The sequence below is a fragment of the Algoriphagus sp. Y33 genome, assembly GCF_014838715.1.
Taxonomy (GTDB): Bacteria; Bacteroidota; Bacteroidia; order Cytophagales; family Cyclobacteriaceae; genus Algoriphagus.
In genome coordinates this window covers 4812118-4831881 of record NZ_CP061947.1, presented here as the reverse complement: position 1 = coordinate 4831881, position 19764 = coordinate 4812118, and the positions used below count along the sequence as shown (strand labels likewise).

The window sequence follows — 19764 nt, the reverse complement described above, 5'->3', positions numbered from 1 at the left end:
AGGTTAATAGGTTTTTGCTGTTAGAACCCAAGCATTTTGACAGCGGTGATTGCTGCTTCGTCGCCTTTGTTGCCATGCTTTCCCCCTGCACGATCCATAGCTTGTTGCTGGGTATTTGGAGTCAATACTCCGAAAATCACAGGCTTGTTATATTTCAGAGCTACGTTGGTGATGCCATGAGCTACCGCGTCGCAGATAAAGTCAAAGTGTTTAGTTTCACCTTGAATTACACAGCCTAGACAGATTACCGCATCTATGCTTTCTTCCTGGGCTAGCCATTGAGCTGCCAGCGTGAGTTCAAACGACCCCGGAACATTTTTACGGATTATATTTTCTTTTTTTGCGCCATTTTCCAACAATGTCTGGTAGGCACCGGAATAGAGTGCTTCGGTCACATCCTCATTCCATTCGGAGACGATGATTCCAAACGTTTTTTTGCTGATGTCCTGAATGTTTTTGGAGGAGTGGGAACTTAGGCTTTTAAGGGAAGTTGCCATATGGAGAAGCTTTTAGAGTTTAAGATTTAAGAATCAAGAATCAAGAACCAAGAACCTGGATTTTGGAACCGTTGGATTATCGTATTCTGGGAAAGTAGAACTGATTAAACAAAAAAAGAGTAAGACCATAGGGTCTTACTCTTCTTAGTATGCTGTTCAAGAAGCATTACTTAGAGGCAAGACCTTCTAAGCGAGCTTTATGTTTTCGTGCATTAGCAAATTCGAATGACTCGAAATACTTGTCCTCGATCTGTCCGTAAGCTGCGATTGCTTCAGCGTTTTTACCTGCTGCTTCGTATGCAATAGCCAATTTGTTCAAATATTTAGGCGTGAAAAACTTGTTTTCATCGTACTCAGCCGCTTTTTTGTAGTTGGAAATGGCTTTGTCGGTGTTACCAAGTTCCATGTGGGCATCACCGATAAGTGAATAGGCCTTTGCCTGTACCAGAAAATCATCAGCTGAGAATTGCTCCAATTCTTTTAATGCTTCTTCGTATTTTCTCTCAGAAAGGTAAATAGAGCCAATGTAGAAATGGGCAAGATTGGCAGCATCCGTACGCGGATAGTTATCCACTATGGTTAGAAACCCGGCATTGATGCCATCACCGTTCAATGCTAACTGCACACTGTCCTGCTCGTAGAAATAAACAGCTTGGAACATTTCCTTCTGTGCTTTCTCATTTTGATTCTGTGTGTTGATTTGGAAAAATAAGATTCCTCCTATCAAAACCACCGCCGCGATTAATACGCCAGCCAGTACCTTGCTATTCTGCTTTAAAAAAGCCTCACCTCTGCCTAGTCTTGATGCTATCTCGGAAGGATCTTCCAAAATATCATTGTGATGTTCCGGGTGTACTTTTTTAGTTTGTTTCGTTGCCATGCTACTCAAATTTCAGCCGCAAATATACGGTTTTTATAATTTCCTCAAAGCCCAATAAAAAAGCCATGAAAGCTTTCTGTCTTCATGGCTTTTAAGACGTTAGGATTATGTTGATTTATTCCATTACAAAAGGATAGTCTTCTTGGATGTAAACATCCTTGAAGGCATCCTGCCCATCAGGCCAAGGGGATTCTTCGGCAAATTTCACTGCGTCGGTCACTTTTTGTTTTACCCCTTTGATGATTTCTTCGATTTCTTCTTCGCTAAGGATATTATTTTCCTTGATCGTAGCAAGTACCTGCTCCACAGGATCGCGCTGCTTGTACTCTTCTACCTCCTCCTTAGTTCTGTATTTCTGAGGATCGGACATCGAATGGCCTTTGTATCGGTATGTTCTCATCTCAAGCAAAGTTGGACCATCGCCTCTTCTTGCTCTATCAGCCGCTTCCGCTACTGCTTCGTGTACAGCCTCTACACTCATTCCGTCTACGGCAAAAGAAGGCATGTCATAAGACTCGCCCAATGTAGAAAGATCTTCCACGTTGGATGATCTCCTGACAGGCGTTCCCATAGCGTAGCCATTGTTTTCAATTACGAAAATCACCGGAGTTTTGTAAAGCATGGCCAAGTTTAATGCTTCATGAAAAGCCCCTTGACGTACAGCACCATCTCCCATATAGCAAATTGCTAGGTTTTTAGTGCCTTTATATTTCTCTGCGAAGCCCATTCCAAGACCCATAGGAATTTGTGCCCCTACGATTCCATGCCCCCCCATGAAGTTCTTCTCTTTGTCAAAAATATGCATAGAACCACCTTTTCCTTTGGTAGTACCTGTGGCTTTGCCGAAAAGCTCTGCCATGACAGCTCCCGGATCAGTGCCCAGGCCAAGTGGGTGTGCGTGACATCGGTAAGCTGTAATCCACTTGTCATCTTTGGTCAAAGCAGAAATTGCACCTGAAGCACAAGCTTCCTGACCTATATATAAATGACAGAATCCTCTGATTTTTTGTTGACCGTAAAGTTGTCCCGCTTTTTCTTCAAACCTCCTCATTAAGAGCATGCTCTCGTACCAGAAGGTGTAAGTTTCCTTCGAATATTTTACTTTGGACTTAGTTGCTGCAGTTTTCTTTGCCATATCGTAATGATGAAAATATGCTAATTTTAGGTTCCAAATATAATCAACCCGCCCTAAATAACAGGCTCCCTTCGAAATAATTACCCAAACTCATGCACTTGAAGTCTCTCGAACTCTTACAATTCAAAAATCATGAGAAGACCCAACTCCAATTTTCCAATGAGATAAATTGTTTCGTAGGTTTGAACGGCAGCGGAAAAACCAATGTGCTCGACGGGATACATTATTTGGCTTTGACCAAAAGTGCAGTCCAATCCAGTGATAGCCTAAATGTGCAGCACGAGCGGGATTTCTTTGCGATCAAGGGGCTATTTGAACTGGCAGACGAAAAGCCGTTGGAAGTGAGATGTACTGTGGAATTGGGAAAGAAAAAGCAGATTTATCAGAACGGAAAGGCACTGGCCAAAACATCAGAACATGTGGGGTATATTCCTTTAGTTTTGATTGCGCCGGATGATACTGAGTTGATCAAAGGTGGAAGTGAGGGGCGTAGAAAGTTTTTTGATGGGCTTATTTCTCAGCTTGATCATGCATACCTGGACCAGCTGATTCGGTATCATCACTTTTTAAAGCAGCGAAATGCTTTGCTAAAGAAGTTTGCAGAGACGGGACGTCGCGATTTGACTCTTTTGGATAATTACGATACTGAGCTGATCGAACTCAGTTTAAAATTGGCATCACAGAGAAATGAGCTATTGACAGAAATGGCTCCTTTATTACAAAGTCATTATTCAGAAATATCTCAAGGGCAAGAACTTGTAAGCGTGATTTATGAAACAGAGGCATTGCGTGATGACTTTAGGGATTATTTTAAAAACTTGAGAAAAAAGGATTTGATCACCAAAAATAGTAATGCAGGTATTCATAAGGATGATTTTGCTTTCATGATAGGAGGTCATCCCATCCGTAAGATTGGAAGCCAGGGACAGCAGAAATCCTATATTATTGCACTGAAACTAGCCCAATTTCAGATTTTTGAGAGAGAAAAAGGAGAAAAACCCATTTTGTTGCTGGACGATATCTTTGACAAACTGGATGACCTGAGGATTGCCCAGCTGATGAAATTGATCTCACAGCATATGTTTGGCCAGATATTTTTGACAGATGCAAGACCAGAGCGGTCAAGGAAGATATTGACTGACCTTGATCCTGAAGTTTTTTACTTTTCACTAAAAGAAGGGATGATTGTCCCTGAAAATTAATAAAGGAGCCGAAGCCCCTTTACCTTTATTTCCATAGATCATCGGGATAATCCCCTGCATCATGCAGTTTTTTCAGGGAATCGATCACCACTGGTTTGTCTTCCGTATAGGTGACGCCAAACCATATTTTACCTCCTTCAAGTATGTCGAATGCTGCTTCATTAGCTTGTATCAAGTTGTTTGCTACAGTAGGAATGTAGAATTCAGATTTAAGATTATCGAGATTTTCCGGAAGAAATGTATTCCACATTTTCTCGATATCAGTAAACACCTCATGGTGAAAGCCCCAGAAGTTCATGCTTACCGGTGTGTCTTCCACAATTTCCAACACTTCACCTTCGCCTTTGCTAACTATTTTGCCGTCTTCACGGGCAATGGAAGTTCTTTCCACCATTCCGATTAGGTGGCCTTTTTCATTGGTCTCGCAGACACCACGACTTACCGTGCCATTTTCAGAAAGCACATTCTGAATAGCATACCCCACCATCGCATGAAGATCCGGCTTTACTTCAGCGGTCAGGAATTTGCCGATTGCATCAAAAGCTTCTTTTCCATAAAAATCATCCGCATTGATCACTGCAAATGGCTCTTTGATAACATCCTTGGCACATAGCACAGCGTGAGCAGTTCCGAATGGTTTCTTGCGGTCTGCCTGCTTCAATTCTGTAGGGACAAAGCTGTCCAGCGATTGGATTACAAAGCCAACTTCGATTTTACCCTGAAGTTTTGGTAGGAATTTCTCTTTGGCTACTTCCAGAATTTCTTCCCGCACGATAAAGACCACTTTGCCAAAACCTGCTCTGATAGCGTCAAAAATAGAATATTCCAAAATGGTTTCTCCGCTTGGGCCGAATCCATCGATTTGCTTGTTTCCTCCGTAGCGACTTCCCATTCCGGCAGCAAGTACAAGTAAGGTGGGTTTCTGGTTCATATGTAGGTTTTTAAAACGTTGGCAAAATTAAGTTTTTATGTTAGCGAGGCAAGTGGAAGTAGGGGGTTCTGGAAAAGCTATTCGTTTTGATTTAAACCAATATTATTAATCTTTATATTTTTCAAATAGAAAGATGGTGTTCTTTATCTCTTCAAATCCATTATTCCGCAAGAATATTTGGATTAATGGGTTAAATTTTATCTTGAATATGAATTATTTTAATTTTCTGTTTAGTTTTATGCCATAATCTCAAAAAACCATTAGACCCATTGAAAAAAATGAAAAAAATTGAAGCAATTATCAGGACTTCGCGCTTTGACCAAATCCACTCCTGTGTGGCTGGTCTTGGAGTGAAGTTTCTCACTTTTTATGAAGTGAAAGGGATGGGCTTGGAGCATGCCAGGCTTGAAATGTACCGCGGTGTTCCCTATGAGCCTGCTTACATCCCGAGGACGAAGATTGAAATCGTCACAGTAGATGAACTGGTCGAGCCTGTGATCAACTGTATTCTGACTGAAGGAAATACAGGCCAGGTGGGTGACGGGAAAATCTTCGTCTATGACGTGCTGGATGCTTATCGTATCAGAAATAGCGATACAGGCGAGCAGGCACTTTAATCTTATTCTCATAATTCACCGAACCTATTTTATCAAATGCAAGAATTATTTACTGTCAATAATTTATGGATGATGATCGCCACGACTATGGTTTTCATCATGCACTTGGGATTTGCCAGCTTGGAAGCCGGACTTACCCGTTCTAAAAACACCGTGAACATCCTGTTCAAGAATACCATTATTCCAGCCATTGGACTTTTGACATATGCTTTCGTGGGATTCAATTTAATGTACCCCGGAGAAGAGTTTGCAGGCTCATTCTTTGGATTTGCAGGTTTTGGACTTACGCTTCCCGAAGGTTGGGATACCAGCAATTACAATGAAGGGTATACCTTCTTTACTGATTTTATTTTCCAGGCCATGTTTGCAGCTACTGCCGCTACGATAGTATCGGGTGCTGTGGCTGAGCGGGTGAAATTGGGGCCATTTATCTTTTTTTCCATCCTGTATGTAGGAATCTGCTATCCAATTGTAGGAATGTGGAAATGGGGTGGAGGGTTCCTTAATGCCCTTGAGACACCATTTTATGATTTTGCGGGATCTACTATCGTGCACTCAGTAGGCGGATGGGGAGCACTGATTGGCGCTGCACTCTTGGGGCCTAGAATTGGGAAGTATACTTCCAGGGGTATGACTGCGATTCCCGGCCATAACATTCCATTGGCTACGTTTGGAGTATTCTTATTATGGTTTGGGTGGTTTGGATTCAACGGAGGCTCTGTTCTAAGTGCTGATCCGGGACTGGTTTCCAAGGTTTTTGTAACCACATGTATGGCTGCTGCGGCAGGAGCAGTTGGCGCACTGATTGTTTCTTATCTGATGTTTAAAACATACGATATTACTATGGTGTTGAATGGGATTTTGGCAGGCTTGGTAGGGATCACTGCCGGTGCCGATTTGATGGGAGTTAATTCATCGATCATCATCGGTTTGATAGGCGGTGGTTTGATCGTCTTGGCAGTCGTTTTCTTTGATAAAATCAAAGTGGATGATCCTGTAGGTGCGATTTCAGTTCATCTGGTAGGTGGTATCTGGGGTACGTTGGCCGTGGGTATCTTTGGAGATTTGGCCGGAGTGAGTCAGTTTTTCTCTCAGTTGATTGGCGTGGCCGCGGTAGGCGTGTTCTGTGTTATTTTCGCAGGGGTGATTTTCTTTATCATGAAGAAGACTACCGGTATCCGAGTGGATGAAGCGGAAGAAACGGAAGGTCTGGATATCAATGAGCACAGTATGCGTGCATATCCGGATTTTGCGACAAAAGATTAATTAAAGAGAACCAACTATTCTATATGAAAAAGCCCCGTCCATCATTTGGCCGGGGCTTTTGAATTAAATTGTCGGTTCGAAATATCTATTGAGAATTAAATGGTGCATTTTGCCAAACATCAGGTAACACCATTCTCTGAATTCCTGAACCTCAGTAGGGGAAATAAGCCTTAAGCCTTTTCTCAGCTCACGCTCAAACAAATAGGTTGAAAAGCTGACCTTTTGTAAGATAGTCTTCACATATTCGATCATAGTCTAAAGAGTTTAGGGTTTTAACTGATTTTAAGTTTCAATACGGAGGCATTTCTCTATATGTTGCGTTATTTTAGAAATCAAAGAGTAGAATATTCCCTATTTTCGCAACCATGATTAAAACGCTTGCCCAATTCATTTTCGTATGTGGCCTTATCTTATTTTCAGGATTGGCTATAGCTCAGGATGTTCAGATTGAGCTTGGACCTGGTGAGATCGGCTTGAATGAAACTTTCACTATCAAAGTAACTCTCAGCAACGAGAAAATCAAATCCTATGATCAGTTTCCCGAAATACCGGGGTTTCAGAAACAGGGGATTTCCCAATCCTCCTCTATGAATCTGATTAACGGGCAGATGAGCAGTTCCAACAGTATCATCCAATATTATAAGCCGAGCAGAAAGGGGGAATTTACGTTACCTTCTTTTGAGCTTGCCATCAATGGCCAGGCATATTCTTCTACCGGCAAAAAAATCACTGTGGGAGATGCGGCAAGTGCCAACAGCAGAAGCGGTTCTGCTACTGATCCCTTTGCGGATTTCTTTGGTCGATCAGCTGTAGAAGACCCCGAATATGTGGAGTTGGAAGATGATGCGTTTTTTTCCGTATCTGTGGACAAAGAAGAAATCTATCAGGGTGAGGGATTTGATCTGAGTCTGGCATTTTACATATCAGAATCCAATCAAGCTCAGTTTAATTTTCATGAGCCCGGCAGGCAGTTGGATGATATTTTGAAGAAGATAAAGCCTAAAAATGCATGGGAGGAGAACTTCAATATCAGTAATATAGATCCCGAGCAAGTTACGATCAACGGAAAAAGATGGACAAAATTCAAGGTGTATGAGGCTACTTTTTTTCCATTTTCCGAAGGAGAAATAGCCATCCCAAGAATACCCTGGGAGATGATCAAATATAAAATTGCCAAAAACCCGAGTTTCTTTGGAGCCAATAGGCAAGAGGATTTCAAGACTTTTTATTCTAATCCAAAGACGATTAAAGTCAAACCTCTTCCGCCGCATCCTTTGAAAAATGAAGTGAGTGTAGGACAATTCCAGATCAGAGAAAATATCACAACAATTGAAGTGGAAACCGGTCAGGGTTTTGACTATAATTTTGGGATAAGCGGTGTCGGAAATATCAATGCCGTTTCCGCCCCCAAAAGACTCTCGACCGCCAACCTCAACACCTACGATCCGAATGTGCGCCAGCAGATCAACCGCGGATATGGAAGGGTGTCGGGAATCAAGGAATTCAATTATTACATCACCATCAATGAAGCAGGAGAGATTGATCTGGAGAATAACTTTGAATGGATTTACTTTGACCCTGAGCGTGAAGTCTATGATACGCTGAGACCGAAGGCGAAGATCACTGTGGTGGGGGAAAGTAAAGTAAATCAGGCAATTTCCAGTCAGCGGTTAGGAGGGCTATATGACCGCATTTCCACTGAAGATAACCGGTTTTTAAACGAGAAATATAAATACTATTTTACGGTCTCAATCAACGTTTTGCTGCTTTTAGCAGTGGCTTTGTTGGCTGTATTGATAATCAGGAAAAAATAATGGGCAATTCATTTGGAAAGCTATTCAAGATCACCACTTATGGCGAGTCTCATGGATTGGCTTTGGGGGTAATCATAGAGGGATGTCCGGCAGGGCTGAAAATAGATGTGGACAAACTTATTGCAGAGATGCAACGGAGAAAACCGGGACAGTCCAAAATCACCACTCAACGTAAAGAAGAAGATGAGTTTGAGATCAAGTCGGGAGTTTTTGAAGGGGTGACCACAGGTACTCCCATTGGTATAGTGATCAACAATTCAGATCAGAAAAGTAAGGACTACTCTCATATTTCAGATAAGTTTCGTCCTTCTCATGCAGACTTTACCTATTTCCAAAAGTATGGGCTAAGAGATTACAGAGGAGGAGGAAGAAGCTCCGCCAGGGAAACAGCTGCCAGGGTAGTGGCGGGAGCAATTGCAAAGCAACTTTTGGAGACCAAAGGAATCAGCATTCAGGCTTATGTCTCTCAGGTAGGAGATTTGAAGCTGGGGAAAAATTACTCTGAATTAGACCTCGCAAAGGCTGAGGAAAATATCGTGAGATGTCCTGATCCTGTTGTCGCTGAGGAAATGATAGCATTGATTGATTCTGTAAGAAAAGATCGGGATACCATAGGCGGAGTAGTAAGCTGTGTGATCAAAAACACCCCTGTGGGAATAGGTGAGCCGGTGTTCGACAGGCTTCATGCCGAGCTGGGTAAAGCTATGCTAAGCATCAATGCAGTGAAGGGGTTCGAATATGGAAGTGGCTTTGAGGGAGTGAAAATGAGGGGCTCCGAGCATAACGATACATTCGTTCAGGAAGGGGAAGCAGTACGTACCTTGACCAATCATTCTGGAGGTATACAGGGTGGAATATCCAATGGAGAAGATATTTATTTTAATGTAGCTTTCAAACCGGTAGCTACTATAATGCAAGATCAGGACTCAGTGAATGAAGCAGGTGAAGACGTGGTGGTTTCGGGAAAGGGCCGCCATGATCCATGTGTAGTACCTAGAGCTGTGCCGATTGTGGAAGCTATGGCGGCTTTGGTCATAGTGGATTATATTTTGTTGGCAAAAAGTAATAAACTGCAAGACTTCTAACCCAAATATGATGTTTAAAAAGATACCCTTACATACCCAAATTATCATCGGACTTGTTCTGGGGTTGATTTTTGGTTTAGTGGTCATTAAAACTTCCATTCCTAATTCTTTCACTATTGATTATGTCAAGCCATTTGGAACGATTTTCATCAATGGCCTGAAAATGATCGCCGTGCCTCTAGTGCTGGCTTCGCTGATTGTAGGTGTTTCTAACTTGGGAGACATCTCCAAACTCAGCCGGATTGGCGGGAAAACAATTGGGACATACCTGTGTACAACCGTCCTGGCAATTACTATAGGCTTGTTGCTTGTCAATATTTTCAAACCGGGTAAAAGCTTGCCTCCGGAAACCCGGGAGAATTTGATGTCTTTGTATGAGGGCGATGCCGGGTCTAGAGTGGGACAGGCAGCTGAATTGCAAAAGCAAAGCCCGCTACAGCCTTTGGTGGACATCGTTCCTGAGAATGTTTTTCAAGCCACAACAGATAATGCCGCTATGCTGCAAGTTGTGTTCTTTGCCATTTTGGTCGGAGTAGCGCTTTTGCAAGTGCAAAAGAGTAAGGCGGCGCCTGTTGTAGCATTTTTTGACGGGATGAACGATGTCATTATCCAGATCGTGAATTACATTATGATGATAGCCCCTTATGGAGTATTTGCTTTGATGGCATCTTTGATCGTGGAAATTGCAGGAGAAAATCCAGATTCCGCTCTGCAGCTTTTGATGGCATTGTTGAAATATAGCTTAGTGGTATTGGGAGGGTTGTTTATCATGATTTTGGTTGTTTATCCCGCAATTTTGATGGCGTTCACCAAGGTGAAATACAAGGATTTCTTTAAAGCGATAAGGCCGGCTCAATTGTTAGCATTCTCGACCAGTTCGAGTTCTGCTACGCTTCCTGTCACAATGAAGCAAGTGGAAGAGGAATTGGGTGTGTCGGAAGAGGTTTCCAGCTTTGTGTTGCCATTGGGTGCCACAGTGAATATGGATGGAACCAGTCTCTATCAAGGAGTTGCAGCAGTATTTATTGCACAGGCATTGGGAATGGAATTGAGCTTAACTCAGCAGTTGATGATCGTATTGACCGCCACACTGGCATCAATCGGTTCTGCGGGTGTTCCCGGAGCAGGATTGATCATGCTTATCATCGTGTTGGAATCGATAGGTGTACCTGCTGCAGGGATTGCATTGATTATTGCTCCTGATCGTATTTTGGATATGTTCCGAACGGTGGTCAATGTCACCGGCGATGCGGCAGTTTGTACCATTGTCGCAAGCACTGAAGGGGAATTGCCGGATGGCTTGATACGAAAGTCAAATCCGTTGACTCCGAATGATTAGTTAGAAAGAGTAGCTTGTTATGATTATTCGAAATGTTGCCGGTGATCTTGTCCTCTTAAGAGGCAGGAAGACCGAAGACGGATGAAGCGCAATTCTTGGATTTGCCATCTCTTATATCGCTTTTAAAGCCCTACTGGCAGAAAAGCAACATGTAGTCTGTAAAAAAACAAAAATGGTCCCGTCAATGCGACGGGACCATTTTTGTTTTTAGGGTAAATCGAATCTTACTTCAGACTTCCTGTCATCGCTTCCGGTTTCACCCACTCTGAGAATTGCTCCGAAGTTAGCAAATCCAAAGCGATAGCCGCTTCTCTTAGGCTTGTGCCTTCTTTATGTGCTTTCTTGGCAATAGCAGCTGCGTTTTCATAGCCAATGTGTGGATTCAACGCAGTTACCAGCATCAATGAATTCTCCAGATGTCTTTGAATCATTGCCGTATTTGGCTCAATGCCAACGGCACAATGATCGTTGAAAGAAACGCAGGCATCACCGATCAGGCGTGCAGAGTTAAGGAAGTTGGAAGCAATCAAAGGCTTGAATACGTTCAATTCAAAATGCCCATTTGAGCCCCCGATGGAAATGGCAACGTCATTTCCCATTACCTGGGCGGCAACCATAGTCAAAGCTTCTACTTGGGTAGGATTGACTTTGCCAGGCATAATGGACGATCCGGGCTCGTTTTCAGGGATCAAAATCTCACCGATTCCGGATCTAGGTCCTGAGGACAGCATTCGTACATCATTCGCTATTTTCATCAGTGAAACTGCCAACTGCTTCAATGCACCATGAGTTTCCACCATGGCATCATGCGCCGCAAGAGCTTCAAATTTATTTTCGGCAGTTACAAATGGCTGACCTGAGAGCTCAGCGATCTTCTTTGCTACCAACTCAGCATATCCTTTTGGAGTATTAAGACCAGTCCCTACAGCCGTGCCTCCCAGTGCTAATTCTGAGAGGTGTGATAATGTGTTTTTCAAGGCTTTTAAGCCGTGATTGAGCTGTGCTACATATCCACTGAACTCTTGACCCAGCGTAAGAGGTGTGGCATCCATGAAGTGCGTACGTCCGATTTTTACCACATCTTTGAACGCTTCGGCTTTTTGGGTAAGCGTGTCTCTGAGTTTTTCTACTCCCGGGATCGTAGTTTCCATCACCATTTTGTACGCAGCGATGTGCATAGCCGTAGGGTAGGTGTCATTGGATGACTGTGATTTGTTGACATCGTCATTTGGATGAATTTTCTTTTGGGTATCTTCCAAAGAACCGCCAAGCAGCACATGGGCGCGATAAGCGATCACCTCATTGGAGTTCATATTGGATTGGGTACCGGAACCGGTTTGCCAGATTACCAGCGGAAACTGCTCGTCGTGTTGCCCTTCCAAAATCTCATCACATACTTTGCTGATAATATCTGCTTTGGCTTGGTCCAGTACTCCCAACTCCGCATTGGTCAGCGCCGCGGCTTTTTTCAAAATCGCAAAAGCTCTCGTGATTTCGATGGGCATGCGGTTTTTCTCGCCGCCGATTTTGAAGTTATTAATGGATCTTTGGGTCTGTGCGCCCCAGTATTTGTCAGCAGGAACTTCTACAGGACCCATGGTGTCTTTCTCTATGCGGATGCTCATTATAGTATGTTTTATTGAATCTTTTTTGCGGTGCTAAATTAAACCCAAAAGCCATTTTTCCCTAAGAATAGAAGGCTTAATCCTTCATTTGGAAATTGATCAGTTGGTGGAAAACTTTTCGGGAGGTTTTCACTTGTCTGTTGAAGAAATACATGGCTATTAAGTAATTGACTAAGCCTACTAAAAAACATAGGATGGCATATCCGTAGTTGGGGTTTAGAAATAAGTAAACCACCGTGAATGCCAGCAAAATAATGGACCAGAACGCAATGAAAAAAAGTGCGCCGGGAAACAGGCGGTAATTTATGAATAAAATACATCCCCGTGGAGTGGCTTCAATTTTTCCCAAAATCAAAGGGAGAAACGTATCCCCTCTGTTTACAACTTTTGAGATTCTAAACCCTTTTTTCCCTACCAAACCATTAAAGAGAATGTCTTCTGCGGCTTGGGATCTTGGATCTAGGTAATTTACTTCCCTTGTCACCCTATTCAAGTGGCTGAGGACCTCTTCTTTCGAAAGGGCGCTGACTAAGGTTTCGCTATCGTAGGGAAAAAGATTCAAAATTTGCTATTTCACAGCAATGCAGGAGATTTCTACATTGACGTTTTTTGGGAGCTTACTTACTTCTACTGTTTCTCTGGCAGGAGGGTTTGATTTGAAGTACTGACCGTAGGCCTCATTGATAGTGCCAAACTCATCCATATTTTTGATGAAAATACTGCATTTGACAATATCCCCGAAAGTGAAACCGGCAGTTCGGAGGACAGCTTCCAGGTTTTTCATCACTGCATGAGTTTCTTCTGTGATGTTCTCGTTGATCAATTCGCCAGTCTCGGCATCCAAGGCAATCTGACCTGAGACATAGAGCGTATTTCCTGCCAACACTGCCTGAGAATAGGGGCCGATCGGCGCAGGAGCTTCGTTAGTGAAAATGATTTTATTTGACATTCTTATTTGTTCTATAGTTTAGATTTCCGGAACTTGTTTTCCATTATTCCAATTATTTTTGACTGCGACAGCTTACTTCCTTTTCGCTTCATTCCAATATACATCCATTTCAGCGAGCGTCATCTCGCTTAGTGTTTTGCCTGAGTCTTTTGCTGCAGCTTCCAAGTATTGAAAACGTTTAATGAACTTTTTATTTGTACGTTCAAGCGCTTCTTCCGGATTGATATCTATAAATCTGGCATAATTGATCAGAGAAAACAACAAGTCTCCGAATTCTCCACTGGCTTTTTCCTGATTGATCTCAATAGCATCTGCCACGTTGAATTCTGCCTTGAACTCCTGCATTTCCTCTTCTACTTTCTCCCAGACTTGACTTTTCTCTTCCCAGTCAAAACCGACTCCCCTGGCTTTTTCTTGGATACGCATTGCTTTGATCAGTGCGGGAAGTGATTTGGGTACTCCGCCAAGTACAGATTTATTGCCTTTCTCGGTAAGCTTTATTTTCTCCCAGTTCTGCTTTACGGCTTCTTCATTATCGGCCTGAGTGTCTCCATAGATATGGGGATGTCTTCTGATTAGCTTTTCGCAAAGTGCATCAATCATCGTCTTCATATCAAAGTTGCCCTCTTCTGAGCCGATTCTCGCGTAAAACACGATGTGAAGGAGAATGTCACCCAATTCTTTCTTGATCTCATCAGGATCACCCTCGATTATCGCATCAGAAAGTTCAAAAGTTTCCTCTATAGTTAAGTGTCTAAGACTTTCCGTGGTTTGCTTTTTGTCCCAAGGGCATTGTTCCCTGAGTTCATCCATGATGGTAAGAAGTCTGTCGAAAGCTGCCAATTTCTCGGCTCGGGTACTCAAATTTGTCATGGGTGAGGAAACTATGCTGTAATTAGGAACGTTTTCGAAGTAAAGCCTTAAATTTGCGCAAATTTATCCGTTATGACAACCGTATTTCTAACTCTTGGTTTCGTTGCTTTATTCTTCATTTTGATGTCGGTAAGGCTCTTATTCCTTAAAAACGGCGAATTCAAGGGCACTTGTGCCTCTCAAAACCCTTATTTGAATAAAGAAGGGGGAACCTGTGGTTATTGTGGAAAAACTGTAGATGCAAGTAGCAGCTGTGGCAATCCGGACAATGAAGTGGATAAGGTTCTGGCGAAATTCAAGTAAAAGCAATATCCTGTCAGCCGGCAGGATTCATCAGTTTTTAACCTAATCAAATTACTGTACGTGTCACTAATTAAATCAATCTCTGGAATCAGAGGAACTATCGGCGGTAAAGCCGGCGATGGGCTTACTCCCATTGATATTGTCAAGTTTACCTCAGCATATGGAGCTTGGGTAATGGAAAAAACAAACAATCCTAAAATAATCATCGGTAGGGATGCCCGTCTTTCAGGTGAAATGGTTTCCGGTTTGGTTTCAGCTACGCTACAAGGTTTGGGGATCCACGTGGTCGACTTGGGCTTGAGTACTACACCTACCGTAGAATTTGCTGTGCCTCTGGAAAAAGCGGGGGGGGGGATTATCCTTACTGCCAGCCATAATCCGGCGCAGTGGAATGCACTCAAACTTCTGAACGACAAGGGAGAATTTATTTCAGATGCTGAGGGAAGGGCTATTTTAGAGAAAGCTGAAAAGGAGAATTTTACCTTTGCGGAAGTGAAAAAACTCGGGAAATATTCTCAGATCAGCGATTACATAGAGCGTCATGTCCAGCATGTGTTGGAGCTGGAATTGGTAGATGTAGAAGCGATCAAAGCCCGGAATTTCAAAGTAGTGGTGGATGCGGTAAATTCCACAGGTGGAATAGCGGTACCTATGCTTTTGAGAGCTTTGGGGGTGACGGAGATTGAAGAAATGTACTGTACACCTGATGGGCATTTCCCACACAATCCAGAACCATTGCCTGAGAATTTGAGGGATATTTCCCAGAAATTGGAAAGAGGAAGCTACGATCTGGGCATTGTAGTGGATCCTGATGTGGATAGATTGGCGTTTATCAATGAAGATGGATCTGCATTCGGAGAAGAATACACCTTGGTCGCTGTGGCAGATTATGTGCTATCAAAGACTCCGGGGAATGCGGTTTCGAATCTAAGCTCTACGCGCGCACTGCGTGATGTGACAGAGAAAAGAGGTGGAGTTTACAATGCTTCGGCCGTAGGAGAGGTGAACGTAGTCAATCAGATGAAAGCCGTGGATGCCGTGATCGGCGGTGAAGGCAACGGTGGAATCATCTACCCAACGTCTCATTATGGACGGGATGCATTAGTTGGAATAGGGTTGTTTTTGACTCACCTAGCCAACTTTGGTAAGTCAATTTCCAGACTTCGTGCAACCTATCCGAATTACCACATTTCAAAAAACAAAATCGAACTCACTCCTGAGATCGATGTGGATAATATATTGCTTGAAATCAAGAAGAAGTATAAAAGTCATCCTATCAATGATATAGACGGTGTCAAAATCGAATTTGAAAAGGAATGGGTGCATCTGAGGAAATCAAATACGGAACCTATTATTCGTATTTATTCCGAATCTGAATCCGAAGCTACGGCGGAGCATTTAGCCAAAAAATTAATTGCTGATATCAAAGAAGTGGTGAATGCTTCCATGATTTGATATATACTTAGATAAAGAATATACAACCCAATACGAGTAGAATGAAAGTTTATTTAGACAACGCCGCCACTACTGCCATGGATGATCGGGTGATCGAAGCCATGATCCCCTTTATGAGAAATCATTATGGTAACCCTTCTTCTGTCCATAGCTTTGGTAGAGAAGTCAGGACGGCTATAGAGCGATCTAGAAAAAAGGTGGCTGAGTTGCTAAATGCTACTCCTGCAGAAATTTTCTTTACTTCAGGCGGCACCGAGGCAGACAACACTGCTATTGTGTGTGGGATCGAAAGTCACGGCATCGCCCATGCGATCACTTCCCCGCTGGAGCATCATGCCGTCTTGCACACCTTGGAAATGTGTGAGAAAAAGGGACATGTAAAGCTCAGTATGCTGGATGTAAGTGAAAAAGGGGAATTGGATATGCACCAGTTGGAGAATTTACTGAAGGAAAATCCCAAAAGTTTGGTTTCGCTGATGCATGCAAATAATGAGATCGGAAATTTAAATGATCTCAACCGCATTGGATCACTTGCGAAAGAATACGGTGCATTTTTCCATTCGGATACAGTTCAGACCATGGGGCACTATGTCCATGACTTGAAATCTCTGCCCGTGGATGCGATCGTGGCGGGAGGGCATAAATTTCACGGACCAAAAGGCTCTGGGTTTCTTTATGTGAAAAAGGATAAGAAAATCCATCCTTTGATTCATGGTGGTGCGCAGGAGAGAAATATGCGTGGAGGAACCGAAAATGTTATCGGGATTATCGGAATTGCAAAAGCACTGGAAATCGCCTATGAAGATATGGCAGAACACCAACTTCATGTGGAAGCAATCAAAAAGCATTTTATTCAAAGCCTTATTCGGGAGATCCCCGGTGTGGATTTCAATGGGCTTTCCGCTGATATGGATAATAGCCTATATACTGTTTTGAGTGTGAGTTTGCCTCCTTCGGAAGCAAATAGTGGCATGTTACTGTTCAATCTGGACTTGGAGGGCATTTCTGCTTCAGGAGGATCAGCTTGCAGTTCGGGAGCAACAGTGGGTTCGCATGTGCTTAGAGCGATCAATCATACTGCGGAGAGAGATGCTGTTCGGTTCTCTTTCAGTCGATTTAATACCATTGAAGAAGTAGATTATACGGTCGGGAAACTGAAGGAGCTTTACGTGGTAGAAGCATAAAAAACTAAAAAAGGAGCTCAAGAGGCTCTTTTTTTAGTTAAACACTGTTTTATTCAGGTAGGAATATGGTAAGTGATAAAATACCGTTCCACATTCCATGGAATACCATTGCCTTGATTAACCCTTCATGCAAGCGTATAAAGCTCAAAATCATTCCCCCAAGAAATCGGGAAAACACCAATAGGGGAGTTCAATAGGAATTAGGCATCCAATTTACTTCCTGATAATTGGAAAGGTGGACAAAGACAAAAAATCCTGAAAAGGTAGGGAGTTCCATTTTTAATAATGACACCTAGTCTAATTATTAAATAATTTAACCCGATAATCACTTTTTATACCCTATCGCATAAGGTGTCCAAATCTCATAAATCGGATCTCCTTTAGAACTCAGTCCGCTGTGGTGCCATTCACCATCAATTACTTTATAATTGAAATCCAAGCTGGCCCCCACACGGCTGTCATCCCGTGAGAAGAACGTGATATTCTCTACGTATTTTCCATCCTTGGCACTATAAGTTCCGCCTCCGGTTCCTGAGAATTCTTTGGTTTCTGAGTTGAAAGCAATCCACTGAAATCTGCCTCCGCTGAGGATTTTCACGGTTCTTCTGGCTCCTGGCGTGGATCGGGATATTTCGTCATTTCTTTTTCTGCCAGTAATTACCCAGTTTCGGGTAAGATCATCTTTCGCATCAGAAATTTTTTCCCAGATTTCCACCAGCATTTTTCCGTTGATTTCGGAGGAAATAACCATTTTTTCATTGACCCAGTCCAAGGTATACGTATTTGTGGTTCCTATCTGAGAGGGATCTACTGTATAGAAATCCAGACTCTCGATGTATTTCCCATCTGTAAAATTATAAGAACCGCCTCCTGCACTGACAAAATGGTTATCGGAGATCCGTTTTGCACCAAATGCGAAATAATCATCCTGATAGATTTTGATGTACTCCATGTCATTCATTTCCTTGCCATCTTGGTGTGTGAGTTTCCAAGCTCCATCAAGGTTTTGAGCGTTTGCCAAACCGAAGAAAAATATAGCGGAGAGGAAAAGTAGTAATGCTTTCATGCTTCCTTAGAAATTTATTGTCCTATAAATTCATCAAGATTCATCAAAAAACCAATGGTTTATGTATGTTACGGCTTGATTTTCTTTTGAACAGAAAAAAATAGCACATGAAATCTAGCTTAGGAAGGATGGTTTGAATAGTTGATTTCTATAGACTTGGGCTTGTTCGTACCGCACATCATTTTTTCCGGTTCAAAAGTTGGTTTTTCTAGCTACTTTAAGTTTTTATCCACCCAAGCTTATCCAATGCTAAAGAGAGAAATCCGCAAGTGGGATCTGGTTTTTCTGATAATTAATTCTGTGATCGGAGCAGGGATTTTTGGTCTTCCGGCCAAAGCTTTTGCGCTTTCCGGTACCCATTCCTTGCTAGCCTTTGGGGTTTGTGCTGTGGTGATGCTGGTGCTGATTTTAGTTTTCATGGAAGTGAGCTCTAGATTTGACCGTACGGGAGGACCTTACTTATATGTTAAAGAGGCTTTTGGCGATCTTCCAGCCTTTGCTGTTGGGTGGGTTTTGATGTTGACCAGGCTTTTCAGCTACGCCACTTTGGTCAATTTGCTGGTGATTTATATGTCTTTTTTCTCACCTGTCTTTCAAGAGGAATGGATGCGGATAGTAGTGATCGTGGTGATCACTGCTGTTTTGACGGGAATTAATTTGATTGGGATCAAAGACTCCACCAAGACGACTAATGTATTGACAATTGCCAAACTGGTTCCACTGTCCCTATTTATTATAATTGGTCTGTTTTTTCTTAATGTAGAGGCGTTTGATTTTAGTTCTCCGCCGCCAATGCCCGAGTTTGCAAATTCTGCCTTACTGTTGATTTTTGCCTTTGGCGGTTTTGAGGCTGGTCTGGTGATCTCCGGAGAAGTAGAAAATCCCCGTAAAAACCTTCCCTTTGCCCTGATGACAGGAGCACTCATCATTACGGTGTTCTATGTACTGATTCAAGTAGTTGCCATAGGTACCCTTCCTGATTTGGCTACTTCTGATAAACCACTGGCAGATGCTGCGTCAAGGATAATGGGCTACGGCGGAGGATTGTTTATTACAATAGGTGCGATAGTGTCTATATTGGGGACATTGAATGTGCAGATTCTAAGTGGTTCGAGATTGCCTTTAGCACTGAGTGAATCCGGTCAATTTCCTGAAGTATTTTCCTTTGTCCATCCCCGATTCCGCACGCCTACAGTAGCAATCGTATTTTTTGCATTCTTGATTATCATAGTCGCAGTTGTTTGGGATTTCATGGGGTCTCTTGCAATCTCTGTAATTGCCAGATTATTGATTTACCTGTTGGTATGCGGGGCATTGATTCGCTTGCGCAAAAGTCAGCCGGGTGCAGATTATTACAAGTTGAAGTTTGGAGTTCCACTAGCGGTAGCAGGAATCGCAGCAACCGTCTGGCTGCTCAGCAGCACCAAGATAGAGGAAATCACCGATATGGTACTTTGGACTGTGTTTGGGTTTATGATTTATGGGTTGCATCGGGTTTTTTCGAGAAAAATATAAAGCATTATTCTGCGTCTTCGGGAGCTAC

20 protein-coding genes are annotated in these 19764 nt (G+C 42.8%); 10 read left to right on the top strand and 10 right to left on the bottom strand.

Going from position 1 to position 19764, the window contains the following annotated elements; all coding sequences use genetic code 11:
- Positions 1-20: 20 nt before the first annotated feature.
- The 3 genes from ribH to pdhA form a co-directional block, all read right to left on the bottom strand.
- A complete protein-coding gene (ribH, locus tag ID165_RS19625) occupies positions 21-497 on the bottom strand; it encodes a 6,7-dimethyl-8-ribityllumazine synthase (protein ID WP_192347124.1) in 477 nt (158 codons plus the stop codon).
- A 166-nt stretch (positions 498-663) separates the two neighbouring features.
- Positions 664-1377 (bottom strand): tetratricopeptide repeat protein, encoded by a 714-nt coding sequence (locus ID165_RS19620; RefSeq protein ID WP_192347123.1) that lies wholly within the window; start codon positions 1375-1377, stop codon positions 664-666.
- 115 nt (positions 1378-1492) lie between these two features.
- The gene (gene pdhA / locus ID165_RS19615; RefSeq protein WP_192347122.1) at positions 1493-2512 is read right to left on the bottom strand and encodes a pyruvate dehydrogenase (acetyl-transferring) E1 component subunit alpha; all 1020 of its coding nucleotides are present in this window, start codon (positions 2510-2512) and stop codon (positions 1493-1495) included.
- A gap of 92 nt (positions 2513-2604) precedes the next feature.
- Between pdhA and ID165_RS19610 the strand changes: the two genes are divergently transcribed.
- A complete protein-coding gene (locus ID165_RS19610; RefSeq protein WP_192347121.1) occupies positions 2605-3714 on the top strand; it encodes a DNA replication/repair protein RecF in 1110 nt (369 codons plus the stop codon).
- Positions 3715-3739: 25 nt separating this feature from the next.
- Here ID165_RS19610 and ID165_RS19605 read toward each other — a convergent pair whose 3' ends face one another.
- Positions 3740-4645, bottom strand: coding sequence for a sugar phosphate nucleotidyltransferase (locus ID165_RS19605; protein WP_192347120.1), 906 nt, complete (start codon positions 4643-4645; stop codon positions 3740-3742).
- A 278-nt stretch (positions 4646-4923) separates the two neighbouring features.
- Here ID165_RS19605 and ID165_RS19600 point away from each other — a divergent pair, with 278 nt between their 5' ends.
- Together ID165_RS19600 and ID165_RS19595 are read left to right on the top strand one after the other, a co-directional pair.
- Positions 4924-5262, top strand: coding sequence for a P-II family nitrogen regulator (locus ID165_RS19600; protein ID WP_192347119.1), 339 nt, complete (start codon positions 4924-4926; stop codon positions 5260-5262).
- A gap of 36 nt (positions 5263-5298) precedes the next feature.
- Positions 5299-6528 carry an ammonium transporter gene (locus ID165_RS19595; protein WP_192347118.1) on the top strand — a complete coding sequence of 410 codons (1230 nt, stop codon included), beginning with the start codon at positions 5299-5301 and terminating at the stop codon, positions 6526-6528.
- Between the two features lie 63 nt (positions 6529-6591).
- Here the strand turns inward: ID165_RS19595 and ID165_RS19590 are convergent, their stop codons facing one another.
- Positions 6592-6780, bottom strand: coding sequence for a hypothetical protein (locus ID165_RS19590; protein ID WP_192347117.1), 189 nt, complete (start codon positions 6778-6780; stop codon positions 6592-6594).
- Positions 6781-6893: 113 nt separating this feature from the next.
- On the opposite strand from ID165_RS19590, the gene ID165_RS19585 reads away from it, so the two are divergent.
- Genes ID165_RS19585 through ID165_RS19575 form a run of 3 tightly spaced genes read left to right on the top strand, consistent with a single transcriptional unit; the run spans position 6894 to position 10766 of the window.
- Positions 6894-8342 carry a BatD family protein gene (locus ID165_RS19585; protein WP_192347116.1) on the top strand — a complete coding sequence of 483 codons (1449 nt, stop codon included), beginning with the start codon at positions 6894-6896 and terminating at the stop codon, positions 8340-8342.
- Positions 8342-9427, top strand: coding sequence for a chorismate synthase (aroC, locus tag ID165_RS19580; protein WP_192347115.1), 1086 nt, complete (start codon positions 8342-8344; stop codon positions 9425-9427). Before ID165_RS19585 ends, aroC begins: the two co-directional genes overlap by 1 nt.
- Positions 9428-9437: 10 nt before the next feature.
- Positions 9438-10766 (top strand): dicarboxylate/amino acid:cation symporter, encoded by a 1329-nt coding sequence (locus tag ID165_RS19575; protein ID WP_192347114.1) that lies wholly within the window; start codon positions 9438-9440, stop codon positions 10764-10766.
- Between the two features lie 224 nt (positions 10767-10990).
- Here ID165_RS19575 and fumC read toward each other — a convergent pair whose 3' ends face one another.
- The 4 genes from fumC to mazG all read right to left on the bottom strand — a co-directional run bounded on the left by fumC (position 10991) and on the right by mazG (position 14213).
- Positions 10991-12391 carry a class II fumarate hydratase gene (gene fumC, locus ID165_RS19570; protein WP_192347113.1) on the bottom strand — a complete coding sequence of 467 codons (1401 nt, stop codon included), beginning with the start codon at positions 12389-12391 and terminating at the stop codon, positions 10991-10993.
- A gap of 76 nt (positions 12392-12467) precedes the next feature.
- Complete coding sequence (locus tag ID165_RS19565; RefSeq protein WP_192347112.1) at positions 12468-12953, bottom strand: hypothetical protein; 486 nt, start codon at positions 12951-12953, stop codon at positions 12468-12470.
- Positions 12954-12959: 6 nt separating this feature from the next.
- Entirely contained in the window at positions 12960-13340 is a 381-nt protein-coding gene (locus tag ID165_RS19560; RefSeq protein WP_192347111.1) for a RidA family protein, read from the bottom strand.
- A 72-nt stretch (positions 13341-13412) separates the two neighbouring features.
- Entirely contained in the window at positions 13413-14213 is an 801-nt protein-coding gene (gene mazG / locus ID165_RS19555; RefSeq protein ID WP_192347110.1) for a nucleoside triphosphate pyrophosphohydrolase, read from the bottom strand.
- 72 nt (positions 14214-14285) lie between these two features.
- Between mazG and ID165_RS19550 the strand changes: the two genes are divergently transcribed.
- Genes ID165_RS19550 through ID165_RS19540 form a run of 3 tightly spaced genes read left to right on the top strand, consistent with a single transcriptional unit; the run spans position 14286 to position 17155 of the window.
- Complete coding sequence (locus ID165_RS19550; protein ID WP_192347109.1) at positions 14286-14516, top strand: hypothetical protein; 231 nt, start codon at positions 14286-14288, stop codon at positions 14514-14516.
- Between the two features lie 60 nt (positions 14517-14576).
- Complete coding sequence (gene glmM / locus ID165_RS19545; RefSeq protein WP_192347108.1) at positions 14577-15971, top strand: phosphoglucosamine mutase; 1395 nt, start codon at positions 14577-14579, stop codon at positions 15969-15971.
- Positions 15972-16012: 41 nt separating this feature from the next.
- Entirely contained in the window at positions 16013-17155 is a 1143-nt protein-coding gene (locus ID165_RS19540) for a cysteine desulfurase family protein (protein ID WP_192347107.1), read from the top strand.
- Positions 17156-17480: 325 nt separating this feature from the next.
- On the opposite strand, the gene ID165_RS19535 is transcribed toward ID165_RS19540, so the two are convergent.
- Positions 17481-18221 carry a hypothetical protein gene (locus tag ID165_RS19535; RefSeq protein WP_192347106.1) on the bottom strand — a complete coding sequence of 247 codons (741 nt, stop codon included), beginning with the start codon at positions 18219-18221 and terminating at the stop codon, positions 17481-17483.
- A 246-nt stretch (positions 18222-18467) separates the two neighbouring features.
- Here ID165_RS19535 and ID165_RS19530 point away from each other — a divergent pair, with 246 nt between their 5' ends.
- Positions 18468-19736, top strand: a complete 1269-nt coding sequence (locus ID165_RS19530; protein ID WP_192347105.1) for an APC family permease — start codon at positions 18468-18470, stop codon at positions 19734-19736.
- The last annotated feature ends 28 nt before the right edge of the window (positions 19737-19764 follow it).